The sequence below is a fragment of the Sphingobacterium haloxyli genome, from assembly GCF_002980525.1.
GTDB lineage: Bacteria > Bacteroidota > Bacteroidia > Sphingobacteriales > Sphingobacteriaceae > Sphingobacterium > Sphingobacterium haloxyli.
Window position 1 is genome coordinate 161,619 of the sequence record NZ_PVBQ01000001.1, and the last position, 25,731, is coordinate 187,349.

General features: G+C 44.2%; 15 protein-coding genes. 3 read left to right on the top strand and 12 right to left on the bottom strand.

The genetic code is table 11. The features are described from left to right. Positions 1 to 246 precede the first annotated feature (246 nt). On the bottom strand, positions 247 to 3,153 hold the full coding sequence (locus C5745_RS00665) for a two-component regulator propeller domain-containing protein (protein ID WP_105715025.1): 2,907 nt from the start codon (positions 3,151 to 3,153) through the stop codon (positions 247 to 249). Positions 3,154 to 3,286: 133 nt separating this feature from the next. On the opposite strand from C5745_RS00665, the gene C5745_RS00670 reads away from it, so the two are divergent. Further along, positions 3,287 to 4,348 (top strand): Mrp/NBP35 family ATP-binding protein, encoded by a 1,062-nt coding sequence (locus tag C5745_RS00670; RefSeq protein ID WP_105715026.1) that lies wholly within the window; start codon positions 3,287 to 3,289, stop codon positions 4,346 to 4,348. Here C5745_RS00670 and glk read toward each other — a convergent pair. Then, positions 4,345 to 5,382 (bottom strand): glucokinase, encoded by a 1,038-nt coding sequence (gene glk / locus C5745_RS00675; RefSeq protein ID WP_105715027.1) that lies wholly within the window; start codon positions 5,380 to 5,382, stop codon positions 4,345 to 4,347. The two genes, C5745_RS00670 and glk, sit on opposite strands and share 4 nt — an antisense overlap. A 287-nt stretch (positions 5,383 to 5,669) precedes the next feature. Here glk and C5745_RS00680 point away from each other — a divergent pair, with 287 nt between their 5' ends. Further along, positions 5,670 to 6,809 carry a BamA/TamA family outer membrane protein gene (locus tag C5745_RS00680; protein ID WP_105715260.1) on the top strand — a complete coding sequence of 380 codons (1,140 nt, stop codon included), beginning with the start codon at positions 5,670 to 5,672 and terminating at the stop codon, positions 6,807 to 6,809. A 453-nt stretch (positions 6,810 to 7,262) separates the two neighbouring features. Continuing rightward, the gene (locus C5745_RS00685; protein ID WP_105715028.1) at positions 7,263 to 8,078 is read left to right on the top strand and encodes a hypothetical protein; all 816 of its coding nucleotides are present in this window, start codon (positions 7,263 to 7,265) and stop codon (positions 8,076 to 8,078) included. A gap of 683 nt (positions 8,079 to 8,761) precedes the next feature. Here the strand turns inward: C5745_RS00685 and C5745_RS00695 are convergent. The 10 genes from C5745_RS00695 to C5745_RS00740 form a co-directional block, all read right to left on the bottom strand. After that, positions 8,762 to 10,087, bottom strand: a complete 1,326-nt coding sequence (locus C5745_RS00695) for a DUF4302 domain-containing protein (protein ID WP_105715030.1) — start codon at positions 10,085 to 10,087, stop codon at positions 8,762 to 8,764. Between the two features lie 3 nt (positions 10,088 to 10,090). Continuing rightward, a complete protein-coding gene (locus tag C5745_RS00700) occupies positions 10,091 to 10,996 on the bottom strand; it encodes a zinc-binding metallopeptidase (RefSeq protein ID WP_105715031.1) in 906 nt (301 codons plus the stop codon). A gap of 18 nt (positions 10,997 to 11,014) precedes the next feature. Continuing rightward, positions 11,015 to 12,640, bottom strand: a complete 1,626-nt coding sequence (locus tag C5745_RS00705; protein ID WP_105715032.1) for a RagB/SusD family nutrient uptake outer membrane protein — start codon at positions 12,638 to 12,640, stop codon at positions 11,015 to 11,017. Positions 12,641 to 12,659: 19 nt separating this feature from the next. Beyond that, positions 12,660 to 16,310 carry a SusC/RagA family TonB-linked outer membrane protein gene (locus tag C5745_RS00710; RefSeq protein WP_105715033.1) on the bottom strand — a complete coding sequence of 1,217 codons (3,651 nt, stop codon included), beginning with the start codon at positions 16,308 to 16,310 and terminating at the stop codon, positions 12,660 to 12,662. A 120-nt stretch (positions 16,311 to 16,430) separates the two neighbouring features. Then, on the bottom strand, positions 16,431 to 17,591 hold the full coding sequence (locus C5745_RS00715) for a FecR family protein (protein ID WP_105715034.1): 1,161 nt from the start codon (positions 17,589 to 17,591) through the stop codon (positions 16,431 to 16,433). Positions 17,592 to 17,838: 247 nt separating this feature from the next. Then, positions 17,839 to 18,378 (bottom strand): RNA polymerase sigma-70 factor, encoded by a 540-nt coding sequence (locus C5745_RS00720; RefSeq protein ID WP_105715035.1) that lies wholly within the window; start codon positions 18,376 to 18,378, stop codon positions 17,839 to 17,841. Positions 18,379 to 18,515: 137 nt separating this feature from the next. Further along, a complete protein-coding gene (locus C5745_RS00725; RefSeq protein ID WP_105715036.1) occupies positions 18,516 to 19,166 on the bottom strand; it encodes a hypothetical protein in 651 nt (216 codons plus the stop codon). Between the two features lie 29 nt (positions 19,167 to 19,195). Further along, the gene (locus tag C5745_RS00730; RefSeq protein ID WP_105715037.1) at positions 19,196 to 20,737 is read right to left on the bottom strand and encodes a right-handed parallel beta-helix repeat-containing protein; all 1,542 of its coding nucleotides are present in this window, start codon (positions 20,735 to 20,737) and stop codon (positions 19,196 to 19,198) included. Positions 20,738 to 20,753: 16 nt separating this feature from the next. Next, complete coding sequence (locus C5745_RS00735) at positions 20,754 to 22,511, bottom strand: RagB/SusD family nutrient uptake outer membrane protein (protein WP_207795671.1); 1,758 nt, start codon at positions 22,509 to 22,511, stop codon at positions 20,754 to 20,756. A 13-nt stretch (positions 22,512 to 22,524) separates the two neighbouring features. Continuing rightward, positions 22,525 to 25,725 carry a SusC/RagA family TonB-linked outer membrane protein gene (locus tag C5745_RS00740; protein ID WP_105715038.1) on the bottom strand — a complete coding sequence of 1,067 codons (3,201 nt, stop codon included), beginning with the start codon at positions 25,723 to 25,725 and terminating at the stop codon, positions 22,525 to 22,527. Positions 25,726 to 25,731 lie beyond the last annotated feature (6 nt).

The following is a 25,731-nucleotide window of genomic DNA, read 5'->3' on the forward strand; positions in this document are numbered from 1 at the left end:
GAATTTGTTTAACATGGTTTATAAAATTTTGGTTCACTCCGATTCTCTGTGGTTGCAAAGAATATGGCTCAAAAGTAGCGCTGTAATCGATAACGTATATTTTTTTCGTGACTACAATTACCACTACAAAAGGTTATTTAGAGCGTAAAATGGGATAAAAAGCCCCTACAAAAACCCTACACACACAAAGCAAGGTGCTATCTACCAATTAGTTACAGAAAGTAAACAAGAATTTAGCAATCTGTATCACGCTTCACTTTTGGCGTATCGCATCAAATAGTCATATAGGTTTACTTCGGAATCGATCTTCAATTTCTTCCGCAATCGGTAGCGGCTTACTTCTACCGCTTTGACGGTGACATGCATGAGTTGCGCAATTTCTTTAGAGAGCAGATTCATCCGTAACAAGGCGCATAATTTCAATTCATTTGTGGTGAGATCAGGATGTTGCTGTTTAAGCCTTAAGAAGAAATTTTCGTTAGCATGATGAATATGTGCATTAAATTTTTCCCAATCATCATTTGTTCGTTCCGCAGACCGGATAAGTCGAATCAATTGTTTGAAGTTTTGTTGAGCTTCCTTATCTTCCAGACGATTCATCGTTTGGTTAATATTGTCTTTAATCTTACTCAGCACCTCACCCCGCTGGATGATGTTCATGGTCAAATTTGCCAACTCTTTATCTTTGAATCCAAGTTCTGCTTCCAGTTTCTCATTACGGAGCTTAATAACCTCTTTCTCTTTTTTCTCTATTTCCAGTTGCCTTACGTGAAGTTCGTCCCGATGTCTTTCTTTAAGCTTTTTTCGTTGTATCCTCAAAATCCAGAAAATAAAGATGAGGAACAATACACCGTACAATACATAGCTAACCGGATGCGCATACCACGGTGGTGCGACACGAAAATAAAATGTCTGTTCTTCTGATTCATTCCCCATTCCATTTCGGGATTTCACCCTAAAAACGTACGCTCCAGCCGGCAAATTAGTATACTCCTTCTCGCTCCTATTGCTCCATGCAGACCATTTTGTTTCTAACCCCTCTAACATGTAACTGAATTCCACTTGATCCTGTTGGTCATACATCGTCGAACTAAAGCTAAATTGGAGGGAGTTAAAGGCATAGCGCAGTTTTGTGCTTGATATATCTTTATACCGATAGCCCCCCAACATCAGCTGCTCTTTTTTATCGCTATCAAATGCCTTCACCGTGCGGAGTAGCATATTGGGTTTAGATGCACGTTCTTGATAGGCTTTATAGTTAAGTAAAATCCCTCCTTTTTGTCCACTGACAAATACGTTCTGGGCATCATGGAAATAGACTGATTCAAATCCACCCAATATTTCTCCGTTCAATTCCGGGAAATAAGTAACCGTATACGGATATTTTTCTAGCGGACGGGAAAAATCTAGTACGCCCAGCCTTTTATTGCTGGCAAACCATACGTTGCCCGTCTTATCCTCTGTCATGTATTGAATGGGTATGTTAACGAGCGCTTCATATTGTTTTGCTGGGATAAAAGCATCGTGTCCTGCATCATATATATACACACCTTTCGGTGTTGAAACCAGAATATCATTTCGGATATGAAACACATAGTTATGCAAAAGAGCAGGTAATCCGTCCACAACGTCATATCGCTTCTGTCGAACAATTTGCTTAAAATCTGCTGACAAGGATAACTTAAAAACACCTCGATAAGGGTGTGAAACCCATACCATATGATTTCTGTCATCATAATAGACAAATCTTAAAGATTCGTCTGAACCGTCTATATGGCCGTTGTCCACAAAATACTGACCGTCGAATAAGAGATGTCTTAATCCCAAATATGAACCGACCACGACATTTCGGGACGGCGCAACCCGAGAAGCCGCTTGGTATGTCCAGATTCCTGTATTTGTATGGATAGGTCTTACACTATCATCTCCCACTTCAAAACTGCCCTCCTCATGTCCGATCAACAACCGTCCGTTCACCTCTTGGATAGACCATATCTGTCCGTCACTATGAGGCACCTTTTCAAAGCGTGCCTCCGACATGCCGATATTATCCAAAGCATTACCTACGTAAGGTGTCACATACAAACCATTAGATGTTCCAAGATACAGCTTGTGGTTAAAGATACGGACACTATATGTTCCTAACTTCGTGTGCTGGTCGGGATAAATATATTTTATGGCACTGTTGATCGCAATATAATCTATTCCGTCATCTAAAGCCAACCATAGATTACCATCTCTGTCTTTAAATATATCACGGATATTATTCGTCTGTAAGCCTTCTCCGTAACTATATCGCTGAACGACCATCCCGTTTTTATCCACGATCATCATGCCCCCGGGGTACATGCTGAGGGCAAAGAGGTCATTTCCGAAAAAGCGGATACTCGAAATCCGGTTTGTTAAGAACCGGGGGTCCATCGACGTTGCCTTCGGGACGAAATGGCCATCTGCTAAGTAAAAAAGACCATCTTTCATCGTCGCGACCAATAAGGTATCTACCGCATACGGTGCTATACCTGTAATGATTGCTCCTTCTTTTAGGGAATTTACTCCGGCGACCTGTTTCCAACTGCCATCTTCGTAACGCAAAAGCCCTCTTTCCATATCCTGCGCATACACTCGATTCGTAACGGAGGTCATATACTGCCAACTGCTGTGCGATCGATCGACACTAATTTTGTCTTGATAGTAATGGAAAATATAATTGTTCGATTGAAAAAATACGTGCTCTCCCGATATGGCGATATGCCATACATCTGCAAATTGCCGTTCCTTGGCAGGGATCTTCCCAACAAGAGAATGGTAAATCAACGTACCCTTCCGATCGGCTTCGAAATATCCCATCTCATCCTGACCTCCCACATATATTCTTCCACTGCCGTCGAAACAAACGGACCGCACGATAGTGGAATTAGGTAACGGATACACGTTCCAATACCTTCCGTCAAAAGATAGTAACCCCTCATTGTTGCCAAAATACATGATACCTTGGGTATCCTGGGTTACGCTCCAGTTTTGGACGCCTCCCTGATACAGTTTACTGGAGTAGTTTATAATCTGCGGCATTCCAATAGTCCGCTGCGCGCAAACATCCCCACAAAGAAGAAAAAAGGGCAATAAAAGAAGAAAAATATGTTTAGCTTGTCCCATGTCGTTAGCCTTGGTCGGCGCTTATGGACGAAGATAATAAAATACACCTAACTAGACAATTTAGCTTAACAACAAACCTATGACAGGATTGTCTTTCGCAATGCGTAAATTTGTACGGTAACAAATCATCGTCATGATTACAAAAGAACAAGTATTACATGCATTAAGTCACGTAGAAGAGCCGGATCTTAAAAAAGATTTGGTGACGTTGAACATGATTCAAAATATAGAGATCTTGCCGGATAAGATTAAGTTTGACGTGGTGTTGACGACGCCCGCCTGCCCGTTGAAAGGCCATATCGAACATGCCTGCCGGAATGCCATTGGTCTTTTTATCAGCAAAGAGATAGCTGTAGATATCCATATGACATCCAAGGTAACGGGAGTAGACGCGGCGCAATTGGATGGTATTAAAAACATTATTCTGGTTTCATCAGGCAAAGGTGGTGTCGGCAAATCGACGGTGGCAAGTAATTTGGCACTGGCATTAGCAGATAGCGGAGCAAAAACTGGTTTACTGGATGCGGATATTTACGGCCCTTCACTGCCGCTTATGTTCGGATTAGAAGGAACGCGCCCCGAGTCCATTCAAATTAACGGAAAACAGAAAATAGCGCCGATAGAAAAATTTGGATTAAAGTTATTATCAATTGGCTTTTTCACCGATCCCAACCAGCCTATTCCTTGGCGTGGACCGATGGCAACATCAGCTATCAAGCAGCTCTTTGGCGATGCACATTGGGGCGAATTGGATTACCTTGTCGTCGATATGCCTCCGGGGACAGGTGATATCCATATTACCGTAGCACAGTCCTACCCTATTTCAGGAGCCGTCATCGTAACCACACCGCAACAGGTTGCTTTAGCAGATACCATGAAAGGCATGGCGATGTTCCGTATGGAAGGCATTAATATTCCTGTTATCGGAGTTGTAGAGAACATGTCGTATTTCACACCGGCCGAATTACCGAACAACAGGTATTATATCTTTGGAAAAGACGGCGGGAAACGGCTTGCAGAAGATAACAATGTTCCCTTTTTAGGCGAAATACCATTGGTAAAAGCTGTCGCCGATGCGGGTGACAATGGTTTCCCTATTCTTTTAGATGCGGACGAGCCTGTGGCAAATGCCTATAAAGAAATAGCTGGTCGCACCGCACAGGAGTTGAGCATATTAGCGAACAAAGTGGGTTAAGCACCAAAAGCACCGTAATAACCCGCTCCGATTAGCGCGGACTGGCTATTTAAAATCACATGGATAGGTACCTTCTCCAACAGATGTGTCATATGCGCATTTTGCATAAATTGCTCACGGAAAAGATCTGCCTTCAGCAAGGGAAATATCCTCGGCGGAATTCCGCCCCCTAACCATAGACCGCCTACGGCCTTATGTTTCAGCACCAAACTAGCTGACTCACGTGCCATGTAGCTGACGAACAAGTCCATTGTTAAACTGCAGGTTACGTCTAACTCCCGCATAGCGGCATGGCTTATTACAGCTGCTGGGTTGTCATTGTTTTTGAAGTTCTCTTTCAGCCAAGCAGGCTCTTTGTTGCCCTTGACATCGCGAAGGAATTTATATATTCTGTATATGCCTGGCCCGGATACTACATGCTCCCAACTGATAATTTCGTCTTCTTGCTGTAGATACTTCAATAATTCCACATCGAGATCTGTACGTGGTGCAAATTCGCTGTGTCCACCTTCAGTTGCGAAGGGGCGATGATACGCTCCGTCCCAGAACATCCCCGCTTCACCCAATCCTGTTCCCGGTGCCAATACGGCCATATTACCAAGGATTGTTTCTGAACCTTCAAATAAGGATACGGCGTCTTCTGCACTCAATCCCGCCAAACCGTAAGCTGTAGCTTCTAAATCATTAATAATGGATACTTTTTCTATATCAAATTCGGTCCCTAACGACGCGGCATCCAGTTCCCAAGAAAGGTTAGTGAGTACCACCTTGTTCTCCAGTACAGGACCAGCAACGCCGATGGATAGCACGTCAGGTTTTGCGTAATTATTGGTTGTAAGAAATTGTTGTAGCATTTCTTCAAATGTACCGAGTGCGCGAGACCCAAATGTTTCTTCACGGACAAGAGAAAGTTTGTTCCCGTTTACTTCAAAAATACCAAAACTCGTTTTGGTCCCTCCTATGTCGACAGCCAAAATTTTCTTTCCGGTTTGGGAACTGCCTTCTGCCTTTGGCAAATAAAATCTATATGACATAGCTAATGCGATTGATAGGCTATTATACGAATATTTCTCTACGTGTACAAGCCTCTTATGACGAATTATATATGCCCCACATTGTCATCTCCATGTAATTAATACAATATCTTACAAATGATATTATTGACTATTTACCTACAATAGTCAGCAATACAACAGATTAACTAAACTATTGGATAACAGCTAGTCATTCTTCCACTCCCAAATTATAGACAGTTTTCCCTATTATTGTGTTATCAAGTACTAGCTACATGGGCTTCATGTCTCGCGTACAAATGGGAAATATGTCTATAACCAAGATATCGATTATTACGTTGCTCTTTCTGGGAACGTCAACTGTCCAAGCACAGAAACTCAAAGACGGCTGGGTGTGGCGCTATATTAATTCCATTATCAACGATACTACGGAGGCGGACGAAGCAACACTCACTGTGTATCCGACGTTTGCTTCTTCACCCGAAACAGGCCTAGAGATCGGAGCTTCCATCCTTAAACTGTATTATGCTAAGGGAGACACACTGAACCGCCTTAGCGAACTCCAGGCATTTACTTTTTTTACGCTCAAGGGACAATATGGTTTGGTATTAGAAAACGCATTGTATGGAGATGAGGATAAATGGTTTTTTCTTGGAGAAAACAAGATTCAACGCTTCCCTTTATCCTACTATGGTATCGGTCCTAACACGTCCGGCGACAACCCCGCTTTGGTAGACGCTTTTCAGGTCATGGTAAAACAACGCGTACTCCGAAAAATAAGCAACAATTTATTTTTTGGACCAGAAGTAGATTATCAATTGCTTTCAAGCGTCAATATCGAACAGCCGGAACACGGTGCCCCCTATCCGATTCCCCGAGGCGGTGATGGCACCCGCAACCTAGGCTTGGGTTTCGGATTGGTGTATGACAACCGACACAATGTTCTCAATGTTCGTAAGGGGCTTTTTGGAGAGATCGCTTATCTGCGTAATTTCAGCAGCTTTTTGAGTGACTACTCTTTCGGGAGTGTCAACATGGAACTTCGCTCCTTTCATCCCATTGGTAAAAAAAATGTCCTTGCCTGGCAATTAAAGGGTCAGTTTACACATGGCGACGTCCCTTTCAATCAAATGGCTTTATTAGGAGGAGACCGCCTCATGAGAGGGTACTACCTAGGACGTCATCGCGATCGGCATTTTATCGGCGCACAAGCGGAATACCGAATGCTACCGCTTTGGTTCAGCAAGCGTCTAGGTGCTGCCGTTTTTGCATCCGCCGGCACCGTTGCTCCCGCCCTCAACAAGTTTGAGGCACGGCACATGCGGTACGCGGGTGGAATTGGCCTGCGATACCTGCTGTTTCCTAAAAAAGATATTTATCTTCGTTTTGACCTCGGGTTTACGAACGAAGGAGCTAACCTTTATATTTTTAACGGAGAGGCTTTTTAATTGGCTTTGTGGCTATGTACATGTACATGTGGCTGCCCGCACGGAACAATTAGATTTTGTTCCTTGACAAAGCGGCTATGTTCGGTGCGTTGTTCATTTTGTTAGGGTAGATTGCGCGTATGTTCCCCGAGTATTCGGCTAAGTACTGTGCCTTTGCAATGCATGCACGCAACAAGTCTATTTTGTACAGCGACATTTCGGTTATGTCACGCAACAAATACGTTATGTAACGTGACATAGCCGACAACTACATTGACTTATTGATTATGTCACTGTACATACACGTTAACTACATTGCAGTAGACGCTATGTACATGTACAAAACAGGACACTTCAAGAAATACGCTTGAAAATAGAAACGAAATATCTGTATCTTTATCTTATTAAAATTAAACGTAGTCGCGTCAAAGACAAGACAAGCTAATTCATGCATTTTATAATTAACCTCAAACAATGAAAAATCGAACACTATATGCGGGTCTGATTTTCCTATATATCTGCACCTCCTGTACTTCCCAAAATAAAAAGGTACGTTTACTCGTGGATATACCTGTAGAAAATGACAAAATCGTATCTATATTTAATCTTTCCAATGGTACGCAGGTCTACGAAGACACCCTACGTGGTGAACTCGTATTAGATTCGCTGACATACGGCATTCATTTACTTACCGTAATGTGGGATCGGGACGTGATTAGTCCTGACGAGTTTAAGAGCCTTCGACCGCATACATTGGATAATCCGTCGTATTATTCGTTGCAAAAACGTGTCTTTATTGATCCCAGAGAAGGTGGAACTATACGACTATACTCACCCGATAATATCACGAAGGAAGAAATAGAAGAACAATTATTATCCGATGAACGCACTTTCGCACCATCCCTTGAAGTCGAGGGAAAGCAAGCGCAACTGTACGAAGCATACGAATCCATTTGGCATCAGTTTCGCCAACAACACCACAGCCAAAGGGACAGTTTGAAAAAATTACTTTACCACTATAATGATAAGAACGATTTACAGCAAGCTGCTGCTGTCAACTCGCAGATCAAAGACTTGTGGACAAGCACGATTTTACCCCAATACGAAATGGAAAAAAAGCAGTTTTTAATAGAACATGCTGATGATATTATTGTTCCGTTTATACTGCTTGACCGCGTGACGAGCCAAGAGCTATATCAGTCTTTTAAGCCGGTTATTGACGCCATGCCGGAGAAGTATCGGGAACTCGGTTTTGTTAAGGGTCTGGCGAAATTGAGGAGTGGGAAATAAAGAGAGAAATGTAAAAAGAGGTATTTGCCAGCTTAGTCAGACCGGTTTCTTCTGTACGGTTTGAACCTAATCATAAACCAAAGTAAAAAAGTGATCAGTATGCAGCTATGTTAAAATGCGCGTTTTGAATTATACAGCTGATTTGCTAAATTTATTTATCGAAAAAAATTATGTAAAGAAATATGAGTTATTACCAACACACGATAAGTTATTTCCCCATTATTATTATAATAGGCTTGCTGAATGCATCTATTGTTTACCTTTTTCAACTTATGGATTGGGTATTTCATACTCCGGTAAGTTTTTTGTTGGCTTGTGCCACCATGCCTTTATGCGTTGTCTGTATTATTAACTGGATCCGTGTATTCATACAAGCAAAGGGTAAAAGACGATTGTATAATAATAAAGTCGATTATATACATTTCGCATCCCGAATGACAGGGCTTCTGTTTGTCCTATCTCTCACGATAGACTATTGGAGCGATATTATAGAACAAGAAACAACATTACATGCTTACGGCGCAGTAATAGGCATTTTGGTTTTGTTGGTTTCTAATGTATTTTCTTTTACTCGCGATTTCAAAAAAAGGAGAATCGCTAAGTCATAACGTCAAAGTTCTAAATTCTAATAATTAAATACTTAGGAGAGTCGTTTCACTCTCCTAAATACTGAAAACAATAAGTTAATTATTGAATGGATCATAAATATCCCCGTTCCGGATAAGCTCTATTGTATTTGTGGGATCACTCTTATCTGTCAGTAAAATTACATCTGGTCTATCCAATGCATCCGATGTAATCTTAAACGTTCTATCGTTCAACATCTGAACTAAGTATCTGATAGCATTATTCCAGTACGCTAAATCAAAAGCGGAAGTAGAATAATATGAACCGGCAAAAGTAACTCTAATTTCGTCTACTGTTCCATCTACTGGTACCATATTATAAACAAAGTAACCTGTAGAAGCTTGCCCATTAACGGTAAGGAAAGCCCCAAATCCGGTAACACCTGGTGCAGTCTGCGCACTAAAATCCCCGATATCCACATAATTAAGCGTGTAACCAAAATTCGAAAATCTAGTTCGTCCTTGATCCCACCAATATTGTCCTTCAGCACCTAAACCACTATAACGCATTGCCCAAGTATTAGTTCTGAACCACACATTCATCGGCGTTGTAACCGGAAATATCTTGACTTGACCATCGGCTCCGCTGTAATATCCAAATTCGTATTCATCACTTGGCTCCACATACGGCATAATATCAAGAGATACGCCATCGATTTCATACGTATCATGTAGTACCAGCCCTTCAGGAGTCACACGGAAAGTTAAAGCAGCAGCATTTGCGTCACTAGACAATCGAAAGTTGTGGATATTCTGAATAAGAGTTTCTTCCGCACCATTGGGTCTCTGCATCTTAAAAACACCAAATTCACCAAAAAATGTAGTTGCTTCCTGATAACCATCGATGATGTCGTCCACATCCACATTTTCATCAGAGACAGATTCAATCGGAACCATATACATCATATTACCAGACTTTTTACCTTTTAAGGTAATCTGCTCTTCGGTCGCTTCGATAATGATAAACTCGAAATCACCTTGCATACCCGAATCCGCAGGCCCGATCCCACTGTCAGCTCCAGGTTCGCTGAACATGTGGATTACTTTGTTATACCCGTTGAAAGTTAATATCGGCCCACCCTCAGGCACAATATCGAAAGTGCTCCGAATCTCATCGGTATTGACATCAGATGTCAACGTAACCTCCGAATCCGAATTAAAGACCGCAAAAATATTAAAGCCCCCGTAATTTTTGCCCGAATGTGGGTAATATTGTATTAACCATCCCCCCGGATGCGCTTTGATGGCATTTCTAGCATTTTCTATAGCCTCCGTCATCCGTATCGAGGGATTTTTATCAAAGACGGGGTCTTCCATGCGTTTACAGCTACTGATCACAACTAAAACCAGCAGCCCTATAATAATATTAATATTTTTCATCATAGCTTATTGAATATTAGTTTGATCAAATGAACTGAAATTCTCCAACCTGTCGAGAATATTATCCCGCAACACATCAATATCTATACCCCAAGAATCTTGCATATAGGATCGGATAATCTCCAACTTTTGCTCGATGAGGGGACTGCCCGAAGTACCTGCTATCGTCATGCGTTCGTTCCAGACAGTAGGTGTCAATGTAATGTAAAAGGACAGAATTTCTACAAAATCCTCGTTCGGATCTTTACTGGCATATGGCGAAATAAATCCGGTTTGCAATGCGGCCGCTCGCCCCGCGGGAGTAGCGGGATACTCCGTATTCCATAGATCCTGTACATATCGCGTCCCGGAAATCTGGTTAAATGCCGGCGTGAATGGTTTAGTTTGGTGGAAGATATGCGCAAACTCATGATGGATGGTATGGAAGTACCTATCCACAAGGTAGTCCACATTTCCAGCATTTTGCGGCAAGCGGTTCAAGTCAAACATCGTAATCTTACGCCCGCCTTCCGCAGTACCCAACAACACCGTACCGTTGTTGTTATACGCCGGAGAGCCTACGTAGTTCAGTATCTTGGGGAAATAATTCGCGATAAACTCCGTGCTGCCCGTCACGTCATTATAAGGCTCTATCGCCAGATACTGGATCAGCCTAGTTGTGCGTATGGACGCCTCATAAGATGCCGGGCTCAGGTTATAATTCATATTGGATTCCATATCCACATATTTGTAGAGTATAGCGATGTTATAGGGCGTTGTAAATTCAGTACTGATGTAGCTATCCAATTCGTTAAGCGTGATCTCGGAATCCACAAAAATGCTTGTCGCATCCAACTCCTCCTCCGAACAACCTAAGAAAAACCCGGATGTAACGATACCGAAAATAAATATCTTGTTTATTATCTTGTTCATAATTTATCTCCTCCTAATTTATTGACGATTTGGTGTTAAACCTGCGGCAATGACATCTTGCGGGATCTGTAAGGCATGACGCTTATCCCGTGCAGTGAGCTTTGTAGCCTCTTCTGTAGATCCGACCTCTGTCGAGGTGCCACTTGTACTCCCCGTGATGACCCTACGGGTCACTTCGATGCCATACCGCTTGATATCAAACCAGCGAAGTCCTATATGGATCGTTTCCAAACGACGCATAAGCAAAACCGCATGCAGCATATTCTCCTGTGTACCGGCTTCGATCGGAAACTCGGGGTTCAGCCTTTTCTTGGCTGTGGGTGCCGTAGGGGTATAATAATGCGTTCCAGGACCATCAGCGGTGGTAGGTTCCGATGCCCAACTATTGATTCGTTCAATGGAAAAATCTGCCGGAACAGCTGTATAATTATTTGATAGCCATAACTGCATATCCGCAAACGCCTGATCGTAATTTTTCAGATGAATATTCGCCTCTGCTCGTACCAGCAGGGTTTCTTCCACATTAAAGGGCACATAAATCGTCCGTCTGAAACCGATCTGGGCTACCGGATCTGTCGTCTCAAACATATAAGCCGCACGTGGCGCCAAAGATTTATCTAGGTTCGTACCCGTATAGACAAATAAACGCGGTGTATAATTCAAAGAAGAAGTGGTCTTTCCCCAAGGTGTAGCGGCAAAGAATGTTTCGTTGTGATTGATGATCTGTCCATGGCTAAATCTGGACCCGACGTCATACGGGCCGAAGTATAGGCCCATATTACTGGCAGCCGTTCCGATCAATAGGTTAGAAGCATTCGTGCTGCGGGTAAATGCAATCGATGCATTCACTAAGCTGGTTCCGGCACCGGCTACGACTGAATTGTCGCGCATAATGTTCCGAGGATTGCTCCCTAAAACAAGGGAAGCATATCGAACAGCACCCGTCCAATCTTCGGTGTACAGGGCCACACGTGCCGCTAGGGCATTAGCAGCCGCCCGGTTCATGTGATATTTAGGTGTTCCGCCGTATATTGCATCGTTGATCAACGGAATCCCCTCTTCCAAGTCTTGCTTGATGAAATCATACACCTCTTTTACCGAATGGCGCTCATATTTCGGATCAAGCGTACGCTCCGGTTCCAGCATATAGGTGATACCTAGATCTGTTTCGGCAAACTTTTCAGTATAGTGCATGGCAAACATATTGACCAATATAAAATGGCTATATGCGCGTGCTACCAATGCTTCTCCACGATGGGGGCTCAATGATGCCGGGTTGCCCATCTCTTCTATCGCCGCTAGGGCTTCGTTCGCATTGCCAATGGCCGAATAACAGGCTTCCCAAACATATGACGGACCATCGTTCGTGATCTCTGTGACGTCTTCCCACCGGAACACTTCCTCCAATATCCGTTCGGAATTTGGATTGCCGACACCATAATCGTCCACATTATCGGACGACATCTCGGCGGTCATTGTATAGGCCGACTGCGGATAAGCAGAGACCAGCAATTTCTGGATTTTCTCTTCCGTATCCAAGGTCGCCCGATTATCCGGCATTTCATCTAAGAACTTATTACAGGAGACAAAAGACATAACCCCTAGGAATAAGATGAAATTGTGTATTAAAGTTCTTTTTTTCATTTTCTTTATATTTATAGGGTTATAAGCCAAATCTTAACGTCAAGGTATACTGTCTCGGCAGCGGCGCTGCAACACCACCTGCATTGACAAACTCCGGGTCTTGTCCATTTAACTTTTTATCCGCATATAAGAGAAATGTGTTTGTCGCATTCAAGCGCAGGCTGAACGCGCTTACGTTGTATCTTGACAGGAATTCTTTCGGAAAATCGTAGGATAAGGAAATATCTTTCAGACGGATAAAATCTCCGGATGCCACGCGTGCCGTCGAAAAGTTATAGGCATTGTATGCATAAGACAAGTTGCTGTTGTTCCGGTTTTGGCGGATCGTGGCAATCGTCGGGATATCGGTATATTCTTCATCGCCCGGTACAATCCAACGGCTGGCAAACTCACGCGGCGTGGCCGTTAAATCACTATATGCTCTAGCAAATACCGGGTTTAAGCGAACGGAATTCCCAAATGAATACGTAATGAACGCGTTCAACCTAAAGTTCTTATACGTTAAGATATTACTGAAGCTTCCCAGATCGGTAGGTTCCATCGGACCATTATACACTAAATAATCGAGCCGCTCTCTTTCCTGGAAATAAACTCCGGTTACCGTTTTATCACCATTTTCATTGAGAAAGGTCGGCAACCCTTCATTGTTCAAGCCATCGAAAGGTATAGAAAACAAAGCTCTGTGCGGCGTACCTTCACGTGCGAATCCCGCTCCGGATATTAAATCAATCGCACGATAGTTCGATTCCAGTTCCACAACGTTGTTGGTCACATTCGTGTAGATGAAGCTAGAGTTCCACTGGAAATCCGATGTCCGGATGATATCTCCACCGACGGTCAGCTCGAAGCCTCGGGAATCCATTCGTGCCACGTTACCATATTTTGCAATCTGTCCGCCCATACCCTGGGTGTTGACGATACCGATCAGATCGTGATTGTTCCGTTTAAAATAGTCTGCCTGAATATTCAAGCGATTATTAAACAAACCGATATCGGTACCGATATTGAACTCATACTTTTTTTCATAGGTCAGTTCGCTGTTCTCCACTTCCACAACAGTAAGCCCCGACTCATTATCGACGACATTCGGCCTCCAAGGGCGGAACGGCGCGATAACGGTATGTGCGTTCGTCACGAACGACGGCCCCCTGTCGCCGGTCAGACCGTAGGAAGCCCGCATCGTCCAATTGGATACCACTGGCCTAAACACCTCAAAGAAGTTTTCGTAGTCAATGTGCCACAATCCGCCAATGGACCAAGTCGGCATCCAGCGGGACGAGGTTGCCATTCCTAGACGGTTGGATCCTTCATAGCGAACAGAGGAATTAAGGCTGTATTTATCATCAAAGGTATAAACCCCTTGTGCCGCAAAGGCAACATCTCTACTTCGGGTATTGAACATCGCAAAATACTGCGAATTTTGTTCCTGGCCCTGTTTAAACGCTAGATAATGTGAAAACGGGCTTTCTCCCAAGTCGTATTGCAATCCAAAACCTCTGAACCAGGTATTGTTACGGGCATTACGCTGTATGTCCGTCATACCAAACAAGGTAAGATTATGCTTCTCGGCAAAGGTATTGTCGTATTTGACCGAAAAACGGTATTGCTCTGCACGCATGCTATGGTCTGCCCGGTTATAAATACCACCTTCAGGGAGCACAGTTACCGGAATAGCATACGGGTCGTTCGGATCAGTATATAAGAATGGGTTGGCATCCCGAATAGCCGTTGTCGGCATCCAGCGCATCGCCGTTGCCTGGTTAGATCGATCTTTTATATGGTGGTTTTGGGCCGTGCTTTGAAACCGAACAGACCCCAATGCCTTGAATTCTAACACCTTGATCGGTCTATACGTAAGCTCTCCCTGAAAACGGATATCGGAGACCGTATTATCCATATAGTTGTTCTCGAGCTCGTGCAAGATATTGAACGGTGCATAGTTACGTCTATAGAAGGTGTTCGCATCCAATGTGCGGGAAGTATTCATCGCATACGAATAAGGATTGATATCAAAATCACGCCTTACCTCCCCGAAGACGGCATCTGTAGACTGTGCCAACGTACCCGGTGCTTTTTGATCGCGGTACGATCCACCCGTAATCATATTCAATCTCAACTTGTCAGATATGTTGTAATTGGCATTCAAGTTACCTGTAAAGCGCGAAACGCCACTAGCTTTTGTCCAGCCGGCATCCTGCAGCGCACTGATGGAGGTATAATACTGTGCTTTTTCCGTACCCGACGACAAGCTTAACGAGTGGTTATGCTGGATAGTCGTCGAAAAGAGTTCGCTAAACCAGTCGGTATTACGGTACTCTGCTTCACGAAGATGTGCGTTTACTTCTTTCCGATCCAAGAAGAAATCGTTGAACACGTCACCTCTAACGATCTGATCATATAGCTCGCCATATACACCGCTCGACGCAGCATTCGTAACTTGTGCCAATCCTAAATAACCTTTTTGGTACATTTCCTGATAAACGGACATCTGTTCCTGGGAATTCATAATATTGAACTCGGAGTAACGTGGTATCGCCCGGGAAGTATACTCGCCGGAATAATTAACGGTGCTCCGTCCGGCACGTCCTTTCTTAGTCGTGATAACGATAACCCCCGCCATCCCACGCGCACCGTAGATTGAGGTCGCAGAACCATCCTTCAGAATCTGAAAAGATTCAATGTCATTGGCATTCAATCCGGCTACCGCGGAACTGATGAGCGTTAAGGCATCTCCCGAAGATAATGCATCGGCACCAACGTCAGCCACATCTTCGATGATGATCCCGTCGAGTACCCAAAGCGGTTTAGAGTTTCCAAAGATGGAAGTGGCTCCACGCACACGAATTTTTGGCGCTGTACCGAACGTACCAGTGATGTTCTGTACCGTTACCCCTGCCACACGGCCCTCCAATCCGCGGCTCGGATCGATCATCCCGCCGATTTCCGCATCAGCGCCAGAAATGCTGGCAGTCGCCCCGGTGAATGTCCGTTTATCCAGCTGAAGACCGACACCCGTGACAACCACCTCTTCAATCGCTTGATCAAGTGCCGTCAACTGTACATTCAATGTTCGTTGGTTGCCGAGCGTTATGTCCCTGTTTAAATAACCGACATAACGGAAAGACAATGTGCTACCAGGGGGAACGCTAATGGAGAAATTACCATTTTCATTGGTTGTGGTACCTTGCGAGGTTCCTCTAACACCTATGGACACACCTGCTAAAGGTTCCCCATTCATAGTCGTCACTCGCCCTGTGATTGTGTTTTGTGCTTCAACAGTAACAGTCGCCACATTGGGCTCGATCTCTCTATAATTTACCGTCACCGTACCCGCAATGATCTTAAACGCGTAATTCTGAATCGGCAACATCATGTGCAGTGCATCTTTTACATCCGTTTCCCGTACATTAAGGTTAACACGCGATGATTTGGCTATCACATCGTCGTTGTACAAAAACTTGAGGTTTGTCTGTCTACTAATTTGCTGAAAAGCATCTTCCAACTTGGCATTCTTTAAAGAAAGGGATACTTTCTGTGCAGTTCCTTCTGCATAGGCACAGGTCATGAAAACCAGCAGGAGAAAAGTTGTAATCTTCATCGTCCGGAGAATTAAGACAATAGGCGGCGTCCATGCCTCTTTTCGCCTTTTGTCAAATAAGAAGTAATTCATACATTTGAGTAATTGAGTTAATGTGTAAGGTTCATTGCTTTATTTAACTTGATTTTAACAGGGGTGCTGCAACATCCCTGTTTCTCGTTAAATTCCATTGTTTCGTTTGTTGTTGTAATTTTATCTCATCATCGGTCTTTGTTTTGTAATTAATAATTTATTAGTGTTTAGTGTAAATTTTAGATCGCTTACAAATTGGAGCATAGTTAATACTTCAGATAGCTTGACGTCTCTATCGATTTCACCGGAATAGGTGTTGTGCAACGGTACGTCTTGAGACAAAGAGACGTCTATATTGTACCAGCGTTTCAATTGGTTTGCAATGTTAACAATATGATCATTTTTGAAATAGAATACATTATTTTTCCAGGCAAGATCCCTTTTTAGGTTGGTCGTCCTGACCTTTAAATCTCCATTGCTCCACTCCGCACTTTGTCCGGGCGCAATGATGACAGACTGTTTTTCATTAAGCACCTCCACACGACCTTCCGCTAGGGAAGTCTTGACATTTTTCCCATAGGCTGACACGTTAAAATGTGTCCCCAACACACGGATATTCACTTCTTCCGTTTCTACAAAGAAAGGTCTTTCGGCATCTTTTTCGACTTCAAAATAAGCTTCTCCTTTTAGGTATACACGTCGCTCATCAGCTCCAAAATCTTCCGGAAATCGGAGTTCACTTGCGGCATTAACCCACACTGCCGTACCATCCGATAACGTTATTTTAAAGAAATTGGCCGCTGGTACGACTAAGGTGTGGAAAATGAGTTCGGGCCTGCCAGATTCATTGGAAATACCTAGCGCATCCCCTATAATAGACGATCCCGAAGCTATATTGAGTGTATCGTCTACTTTCACCTCCTTACCATTGGCAAGGATAATTTTAGCACCTAAATTTGCCGGCTGTACGTCGTCTACATCTAGATTAAGCGCAGGAGTATTGACCTGTTCCTCATTGCTGGTGTCCGTTTTAAAAAACCATATGTTTAGGCCTAAAGAGCAAACGAGTGCAATAGTCGCCGCCACGCGCCAAACAAGTCGATTATTTTGCTTTTTACGTTGCTTCTGCTCCACACGGTGCCATGCAGCTTCCTCGTTTAACGCCTCCAGCCACATTAATTGCATATCTCCACCTTTTGCCATCAGTTCATCAAACAACACCTTATTCTTGGGATGGATTTGTATCCACCTATCCAACAGGTACTGTTCATGGCTGTCGAGCGGCTCCTTCTTGAAACGCTTGGCAATAATATCGGCGATATGGTATGGGTTAGTATCCATAATTTAAGTTAAGAAACCTAAAACTGGATTTGGGGTGACAAGAATTTTCATTTTTCTTTTTTTTAGAAAAAAAGAAAGAAAACCGAACGACGTGAGCTCATGGACACCAAAAGAAACACTTGTCCATAAAATCGTCGCTTAAAACCTTTGACATTTGGGATAGTGCATCTATAATATTTCTACATTTGCCAAAGCTTTTGATGCGACATTTCATGTTAAGGAAAGATCGTACAATTCTTTAGAAATATTAAAACCCACTACTGTACACAACCACAAACAGCCAGAAGTAATTGAAATTCAGCTTTTCGCGCAAGACACTAAGCCCTCGACGCTTTTGGGTTTTTATGGTATTGACACTAATCTGTAACTCTTGGGCGATTTCTTCATTGGAGTAGCCGTCCACATAACTCATGGTCATGATTTTTCGGCAGCCTTCTGGTAGACTTTCTAATGCGACATGTACCGCGGAAGTAAATTCCGTCCGAATAATCTGGTGTTCGTAATCCATTTCATCCGATTCAGTGAATTCCGTACGTTCCCAAAACTTTCGCACGACTTTGTTGCGACGGTTGAGGTTGTATACCGCGTGTTTTATAGCGGTATACAGAAAGGATTTTATGGTATTTTCGTCAGCGGGCAATCTTGTTTTGTTATTTAGGTAGGCAACGAAAGCATCTTGCGCCAAATCCTCCGCAGTCTCCTCGTCCTGCACCATTTGCCACGCAAAATAGCATAAAGCACGATAATGCTTCTTAAAAAGGAGTCTATCTTGATCTGTAGCTTTCATAGACAAGTCGCTTACAAATGAAAAAGTTAGTAAGTTAGTTGTAATTCAAAGCTAAATATACAAAATAATATGTTGTACGTTAATTTTTCATGAAATTTTAGTGATTTTAATTCTTAGCGTAAAAAGGGCTGCCTTACCTACGGCAGCACAAACACCAGTTCTCCCTTCTGTTTCTCTCTATAGAATACGATGGTGCATAGATTTTTACTTCTATCAATCGCGAGAATTTCTAATTTCGTCAAAGCGATGTCCCGTTTGTCTTCCCCATCTACTACGCGAAGCGCTGCTCTGGGTTTCAATCCGACAGCAAATTCGCCGTTCCATGATAGCACCAATTGCTTCTTTTCCGCTATATTCGTTATAGCCACCTTGTTTTCCAAAATAGTCGTACTCCATGCATTGGCTTGTTCCAGTGCAATCATGTTGTCCCAATAAAACCGTGGATCGTCTGCGCTGAGTATTGCCGGAATAACCTTAACATCTACCGCTGCTTTTCTTCCTGTCTCATCCATGATAAAAAGCCGTTCTTCACCATAATTTTCGGCTGCTGTAAACGTAATCGTATTGCCGTTAATCTCCACCTCAACCAAGGAGGTTTCAGAAACCGCATAATTCCCATTCCCACTCGTAATCTCTACCGTTGATGTGTAACCTTCCAAGATTTCTAAGTTGTTTTTGTCTAACTCCAACGCCTGTAACGGTACCGCTTTTTCTTTCTTACAGGAGAACAGTACGGTACCGCAAAGTAACAAAAGCATAATGGAGCGTATATTTATCGTTTGTATCATGGTTATCTTTTTTAGTATATTTCTTCCTCCTACTTCACCTTTTTCAATCTAATCACATCGCCACTTGCGCTTGCCGCACGTAGATCGATTTCTCCCTCATATAATGTCAAATCGACCCTTCCTGTACTAAAAGGGACCCGAGTTCCATTGACAAAGAAACTGTTAAAGCGACCGGCACCGGCACCGACTACCCGTGCCACATTATGTTCGATGACAATCGTCGGTTCTTCGATCCACTCGTAAGATGTGATACTCCCAAGAGGTGTGTAAAAATAGCCCATTCCCGCTGCGAAAAACGGACTCGTGGTTTTCAATTTTAGAAAGTCTATATCTGGCAAACTGCCATCTGCCTTTCTGGGCCACATCAATTGGCTTTCGTCGAGGCTTATAAAATCATCTGCCGTTACTTCCATGTTCACCGGCAGGAAGGAATTGTTACTGATCTGAGACAGCGCTTCGTCCACATTGATGATATGCCGCCCAGCTGTACGCGGGTTGTAAGATAAGTTGTGCCGGATAATGTGTCCGTAACCGTCTACATCCACGGCTTCTTCTCTAGACTTCCGCGTCAGCATATTAAAATTAGAAGGATTCATATAGCCCGTGTTGTTCTCCCATAGGATGCCACCTAAATGGTGATTTGCATATAAACCTTGGTTACGATTTTGAAAAGCGATATTATTCCGGATGATATGCATCGGGATTGCAGATGGCGCATCAGCATTTTCGCTCATACCATAACCACCAGCCTTTATACCCGTTCCATCTCCCGCAGTTTCAAAGGTTTCGGGCTTATAACCATTGTAAAACGCCCAACAGTTTTCAATGGTATAGGCGGCATAAGCACTAATTAGATCGAACCCATCGTCACTGTTCCACCATGCTCGGCAACCACGGAATACATTGCCGGTGCTGGCCGTGTTCGTTGGGTGCCCCCCGAAACCGTCCACATTCCCGCCGCGCCCACCGTCGGAGATATAATCCCAATTATTATAGGCATCACAGTTCAAAACTAAATTATTGGAACCTCTGACCAAATAGAATCCAATTGCCATACCATCGTGCATCGCGAGATTTTCGTAAATATTGTTATTTCCGCCATCGTTCCGAAAACATTCTGATTGGGTATGCCCCACAATGGTCACCTGCGTACCGATAACTTCGAAGTTCTTGAAGTGCAGGTTGGACCCACTAACGTAAAAGACAATCACCCGACGGTCCGCAGGTTTCACGTCCGATAGATCGAATATCGGGCGTTCGCCTTCGTAACCATAATAATGTATGCGTTGGTTTTCGTTCGCACCACTTTTACTCATATCGAAGACATGTGCCCAAACACCATTGGTGGGGTTCATAATCTGCTCCGGATTAATTTTATAGGTTCCTCCACGGAAATATACCGTATCGCCAGCCTGCACCAGTTCTTGTGCCTTGTTCAGCGTCGCAAAAGGATCGGTTATTGAACCCGCATTGTTATCATCCCCATCTACAGCGATATAATACGTATGTGCCGACAAGGAAAAACTTATCGTGCACAACAAGATTAGAGTTAAAAGAACGTGTTTCTTCATGGTCTATGGTTTAAAATTAGTCTGCTACATCCCACGTAAACGGCAAATACCAGTTCTCGCGGCTCATCAGTTTGCTGCGGACAGCATCCGCCTGTGGATTGCCTTCCTTGCTTAATTTTTCGTAAATTTTATCGGCTAAGAAGGATGGGTCGTTCCGACGCATGGCGATGCGTAGCAGATCTTCCCAACGGCTTCCTTCGAACGCCATTTCCAAAGCCGCCTCTTCAATCAGGTAATTTTCGACCTGAGTCAGGCTGTCCGTCGGGTTGATTTCCCGAAAGGTGACATAAGCTCTGCCCCGGAGGCCATCGTTTCGGTGCCAAGTGTCCCGGTAATGCGGGTTATTTCCATTTCGGGCATTGAAGTCATACGGAAAGGGTAAATGTGTTTGCTGTATATCTGTTTTGTCTGTCTGATCGGGATCATCGTATATCCGGCCAACCCCGTTATTCAATAATCCTACCGCCAATCTATGGTGCCCATCCCGGTTAGCCGCCTCGGCAAAGCGCAGATGCAGTTTCGCCGCCCGGTAGAGATGCCACTTACCATTACGCTGGAATTTGTCAATAGGTAACATCGTCCCGATATCCGAAAACTCATCGGTATACTTCGTCACGATGCCTTCCTGTCCGATCATCGACACGGATAAATCCCGTCGTGCGTCGTAAGGCACCCCATTCCGCTGCGTCTGGCTATTCCATAAATCAAACGATTCCAAGCTCGGTTTTAATAGGTGATCGCCGCCATTGGCAGCAAATAGACTGATGAATGGGTTCTGCGGGCTAAAATTACTGTTGAACGGCAGAGACCACACCCATTCCGTATTCCATAGTACATCCTGCGTTCGCGAAAACATCGAGCGCCAACCTTGTGTTTTGCTATTGATCAAGGTGCGTACATCTTGCTCTCGGTAGCGTAGGTAGCCTACTGCGATATCGTTATTAGTGGAAATCTCTGCCCATTTAATCTTGTATCTGTCATAACGAAAGTTATCATTCCCCAAGTTATCATAGCTGGTCATGACCAGCTTGTAGTATTCCGCTGCTTTCTGATAATCGTTGTTCCATAAATGCAAGTCACCCAATAGTGTCCGTTTATTGATATAAAAACGTTCCATATCATAGCCATCTACAGCATACATCAGCGATTCCGTACTGGCATAAAGCAACTTATAGGGAATGGCCTCCATATCGGCGATGAGTTGCGCTAGCAACTGTTCAAATTCCAACAACGGATATTTGCCCTTGTCCAGCACCGCATCGGTATCATCCAACGGATCAGTTACATAAGGCACCCTTCCAAAATGTATCCCTAACTGCAGGTATACCCAAGTCCGCACGGCCATGATATCCGAAAAGCGTTGGTTATACTCCTCCGGCGTAAACTTATTCTCTTCCCGCATAATCTGAAAATTGGCCAGCACGTCATTGCAGTTGAGGATAACCTCGTAAAACTTGCGCGGATTGACATACGGATTATCGGCGCTAATGGCTCCCACATCGTTCGTGCTGATCTCCTGCAAGTAGGGGTTTGCCCGGTTGGTCACCGTGAGTAGGTCGGCACGCAGTTCGTTCCATAGAACGTGCTGCTCAGCTAACGATAGTAACTTCCCGTAAACCCCGATAACGGCAGCATCTGCGTCGTATATATTTCGGTACATCTGTTCTTTTACCAACACCTCTTCCGGTTCTACATCCAAGAACTTGCTGCAGGAGGAGCCTACGAAGCAAACCAGTGCAACTGAAAGACCATATATAAAGTTCTTCTTCATCATCTTCATTTTTATATTAAAACCCAGCCTTAATTCCCACTTGTATTGTCCTGAACTGTGGCGTCATCCCGATATCGACCCCTTGGCTATAGATCGAGCTGTTGGCGCTAAATTCAGGGTCATAACCCAGATAGTTAGATACCGTAAACAAGTTGTTGACCGTAAGAAAAGCATCAAATGATTTCAGGATGTCGTGATTGACCGGTACATGGTAACCAAAATTAATCGTACGTAATCGCAAGTAAGAACCATCTTCTATCCAGCGATCGGAAAATTCAGCATTGTTGAGTGGGTCACCCCAGTTGGCTCTCGGCATATTCGTCTGTTGTCCTTCCTCTTTCCAGCGGTAATTCGCGGCGATACTCTGGTTATGGTAGGAGGATACATTTTCTAAACGGTGGCGTGTGGCGTTGTAAACATCGTTACCCAACGAATAAGTAAACAGCGCGTGCATCGAAAACCGCTTATAGCGGAATGTTGTATGCAGCGAGCCAAACCAGTCTGGATTGGGATTGCCAATGACCACTCTATCTTTTTCGTCAATGATATTATCGCCATTCTGATCTATAAAGTGTACATCTCCTGCTTGAAACGGCAATAAACTCCCATCCGTCATTCGTCTGCTCAAACCGGTATTCGCGGCATCACGTGCGGTCGCAAATACACCATAGCTCTGCAGACCATAGAATTGGTTCGCTGCGCCACCTTCCGCCGTGATCATGCGTGCCCCGTAGTAGGTTGTTTCGAATGCGCCGCCCGGCACCGTCAATACCTTATTCTGGTAGGTCGCCAACTGTACACCGACATCCCACTTGGTATTCGGTTTATTGATCAAACGACCGGTGATGTTCATATCCAAACCGTTGTTTTGCATCGATGCACCATTGGTAAACGCCAAATCCATCCCTGTCTGTGCTGATAAGGCTTGATAGGTAATCATATCCTTAAAGCGATGGTTGTATAAATCGACCGATATATTTACCCGTTCTTTGGCTAACGATAGATCCAGTCCCAAATTGGCTTTGAAAGCACGTTCCCATTGCAATGCCGGATTTCCGATATTTCCCCGGATAAGTCCCTGTATGCCTAGAAAATTCTGAGAAATATAATAGGTACGGGCTGCATAGTCACCGATATCGTCGTTGCCCGATACGCCATAGGAAGCGCGCAGTTTAAAGAGGTTGATAGCGTCGGCACGGAAGAAGTTTTCGGCAGAAACCATCCAGGCCGCATGGAGGGCTGTGTTAAGAGCAAAGGCATCTTTCCCTAGCTTCAGGGCACCTTGACTAGCTTCTGCCCCAAAACGCGAGGAACCATCCAGCGCAGCATCCCAGCGCAATAGGTAGCGTTCTTTATACGCATAATCATGCGACATGTAAGCGTTCACCCAATTGGCGTTTCCAAATCCTCCCCGGATCTGGCGCAACAGATTACTGCCACCTGTTACATTTACGTAATTGTCGTTCGCCGTATTAAAAGCCAAACCATAGTCGAACTCGGCGTTACGCTGTTGTATACGGAAACCGATACGATTGCTTAAACGGTGATCGGTTCCGAATGTATTCTCGGCACTAAAGTAAGTGTCGTTAAACAAAGCAAAGAGTTTCCGATTCTGAACGCCCGCTTCGTTCCTTATTTCTGCCGTAGGCTGATCGTCAGCAAACACCCCCAATTCCGGTAGGAAAAAATTCTCGCGGCCTTTGTCGTACACTAAACCCGCTACTGTACGCAGGGCATAACGGTCGTTGAACTGATAATTGAAATGCAGATTCCCGACGAAGCGGTAGCTCCGGTTCTTTCCTATCGTATTTTCACTCATGAGCACCGCCGGATTACTCTGATTGAAAACATCAATATCGGCAAATACCGGCGACATATTACCTTGATCATCAAAGCCATAAGGCGCCAAAAACGGTGATTTTATGAGCGCCTGATATAATGGACTGGAATGTGAATCCACACCCTGGTTTCGAATATCATGTTGGTTATAGAAAAAAGAAAGATTGCTCTGTACCGTAAATTTCTCTGATAAGGTCAGATCCCCGTTCAAGCGCATATTGTACCGAGTCAGATTATCGTATTTCAGGACCCCCCGATCATTGGTATAACCTGCAGACAAAGCATACTGTGCAATATTATCTCCTCCTGCTACTTTCAGATAGTAATTTTGATTGATGCTGTGATCCATCACTTCCGACTGCCAGTCGGTTTCGTTCAAATAGCCTAATCGCTCTGTATTTTCAGCATCTAGCTTGTAGTACGGCAACCGCGCTATAGAATCAGCACCTAAACCCTGCGTACTCAACAATTCCGACAAGTAGCTCCTATAACCTCTGCTGTCCATCATCGGCAGGCTTTTCGGCTTGTTATTGAATCCGGTTGTTGCTAAAAAATCAATCCGGGTAGCCAGCTCTTTCGCGCGGGCGGTTGTAATAAAGATGACTCCATTACTACCCTTGGTACCATATAGTGCCGAACCATCTTTTAACACGGATATGTTATCGATATCTTTTACATCGATGTTCGCCAGTCCCGACTCGCTGTAGTTGGCGAGTAGCTCCGCACTATAATCCTCGTCATCATACAGGACACCATCCACGACCAAGAGTGGTTTGGATGTGCCGTAGAACGAATTGATACCCCGAAGGCTCAGATTTGCCCCTGTATTGGTTGTTCCTGAATTACGTATTACATTCAAACCCGCAATTTTTCCCTGCAGAAATTGCGCCGTATTATCGTTGGAAGTTGTTTTCCACTGGTATTTCCCTAAATCGACGGTCTGCACCGCCGCAACCTGCGATAGCACACTTTGTTTCTCGTTAAATAAGATCGCTTCCTGACGGATGGGATTATAGCCCTCCTCATACAACCAGATCTCCAGACTGGATTCTCCAGTCTTCGCAAACACGATTTTCTCTTGAAAACCTGGTGCATTGATGGTTATTTTTGCCGTCGCCGAGGGTAGCTTAAGGGAAAACGTACCATCGTCTTCGGTTATGGCTGCCGAGAATCCGACCACTTGCACGTTGGCGCCGACTACCGGGGCGCCACTATCTGCTGCCCGGACCGTTCCAGAGACCGTTAACTCTTGCACGGAACCCGTTGTTATCTCCAGTTTTACGGGCGGTGCTACCGACCGTGCCTGCAACAACCCGGTCGACATGCAAGTGGCTAATGCAGCACTTCCGATAAATAGTTTATATATCAATTGCATCATCTAATT

Excerpts from the sequence above, each read along its gene's own strand:
- C5745_RS00685 (WP_105715028.1), top strand. The coding sequence starts at position 7,263 with ATGAAAAATCGAACACTATATGCGGGTCTGATTTTCCTATATATCTGC.
- C5745_RS00735 (WP_207795671.1), bottom strand. The coding sequence starts at position 22,511 with ATGATGAAGAAGAACTTTATATATGGTCTTTCAGTTGCACTGGTTTGC.
- C5745_RS00725 (WP_105715036.1), bottom strand. The coding sequence starts at position 19,166 with ATGATACAAACGATAAATATACGCTCCATTATGCTTTTGTTACTTTGC.
- C5745_RS00695 (WP_105715030.1), bottom strand. The coding sequence starts at position 10,087 with ATGATGAAAAATATTAATATTATTATAGGGCTGCTGGTTTTAGTTGTG.
- C5745_RS00705 (WP_105715032.1), bottom strand. The coding sequence starts at position 12,640 with ATGAAAAAAAGAACTTTAATACACAATTTCATCTTATTCCTAGGGGTT.
- C5745_RS00710 (WP_105715033.1), bottom strand. The coding sequence starts at position 16,310 with ATGAATTACTTCTTATTTGACAAAAGGCGAAAAGAGGCATGGACGCCG.
- C5745_RS00715 (WP_105715034.1), bottom strand. The coding sequence starts at position 17,591 with ATGGATACTAACCCATACCATATCGCCGATATTATTGCCAAGCGTTTC.
- glk (WP_105715027.1), bottom strand. The coding sequence starts at position 5,382 with ATGTCATATAGATTTTATTTGCCAAAGGCAGAAGGCAGTTCCCAAACC.
- C5745_RS00670 (WP_105715026.1), top strand. The coding sequence starts at position 3,287 with ATGATTACAAAAGAACAAGTATTACATGCATTAAGTCACGTAGAAGAG.
- C5745_RS00700 (WP_105715031.1), bottom strand. The coding sequence starts at position 10,996 with ATGAACAAGATAATAAACAAGATATTTATTTTCGGTATCGTTACATCC.
- C5745_RS00730 (WP_105715037.1), bottom strand. The coding sequence starts at position 20,737 with ATGAAGAAACACGTTCTTTTAACTCTAATCTTGTTGTGCACGATAAGT.
- C5745_RS00680 (WP_105715260.1), top strand. The coding sequence starts at position 5,670 with ATGTCTATAACCAAGATATCGATTATTACGTTGCTCTTTCTGGGAACG.
- C5745_RS00665 (WP_105715025.1), bottom strand. The coding sequence starts at position 3,153 with ATGGGACAAGCTAAACATATTTTTCTTCTTTTATTGCCCTTTTTTCTT.
- C5745_RS00740 (WP_105715038.1), bottom strand. The coding sequence starts at position 25,725 with ATGATGCAATTGATATATAAACTATTTATCGGAAGTGCTGCATTAGCC.
- C5745_RS00720 (WP_105715035.1), bottom strand. The coding sequence starts at position 18,378 with ATGAAAGCTACAGATCAAGATAGACTCCTTTTTAAGAAGCATTATCGT.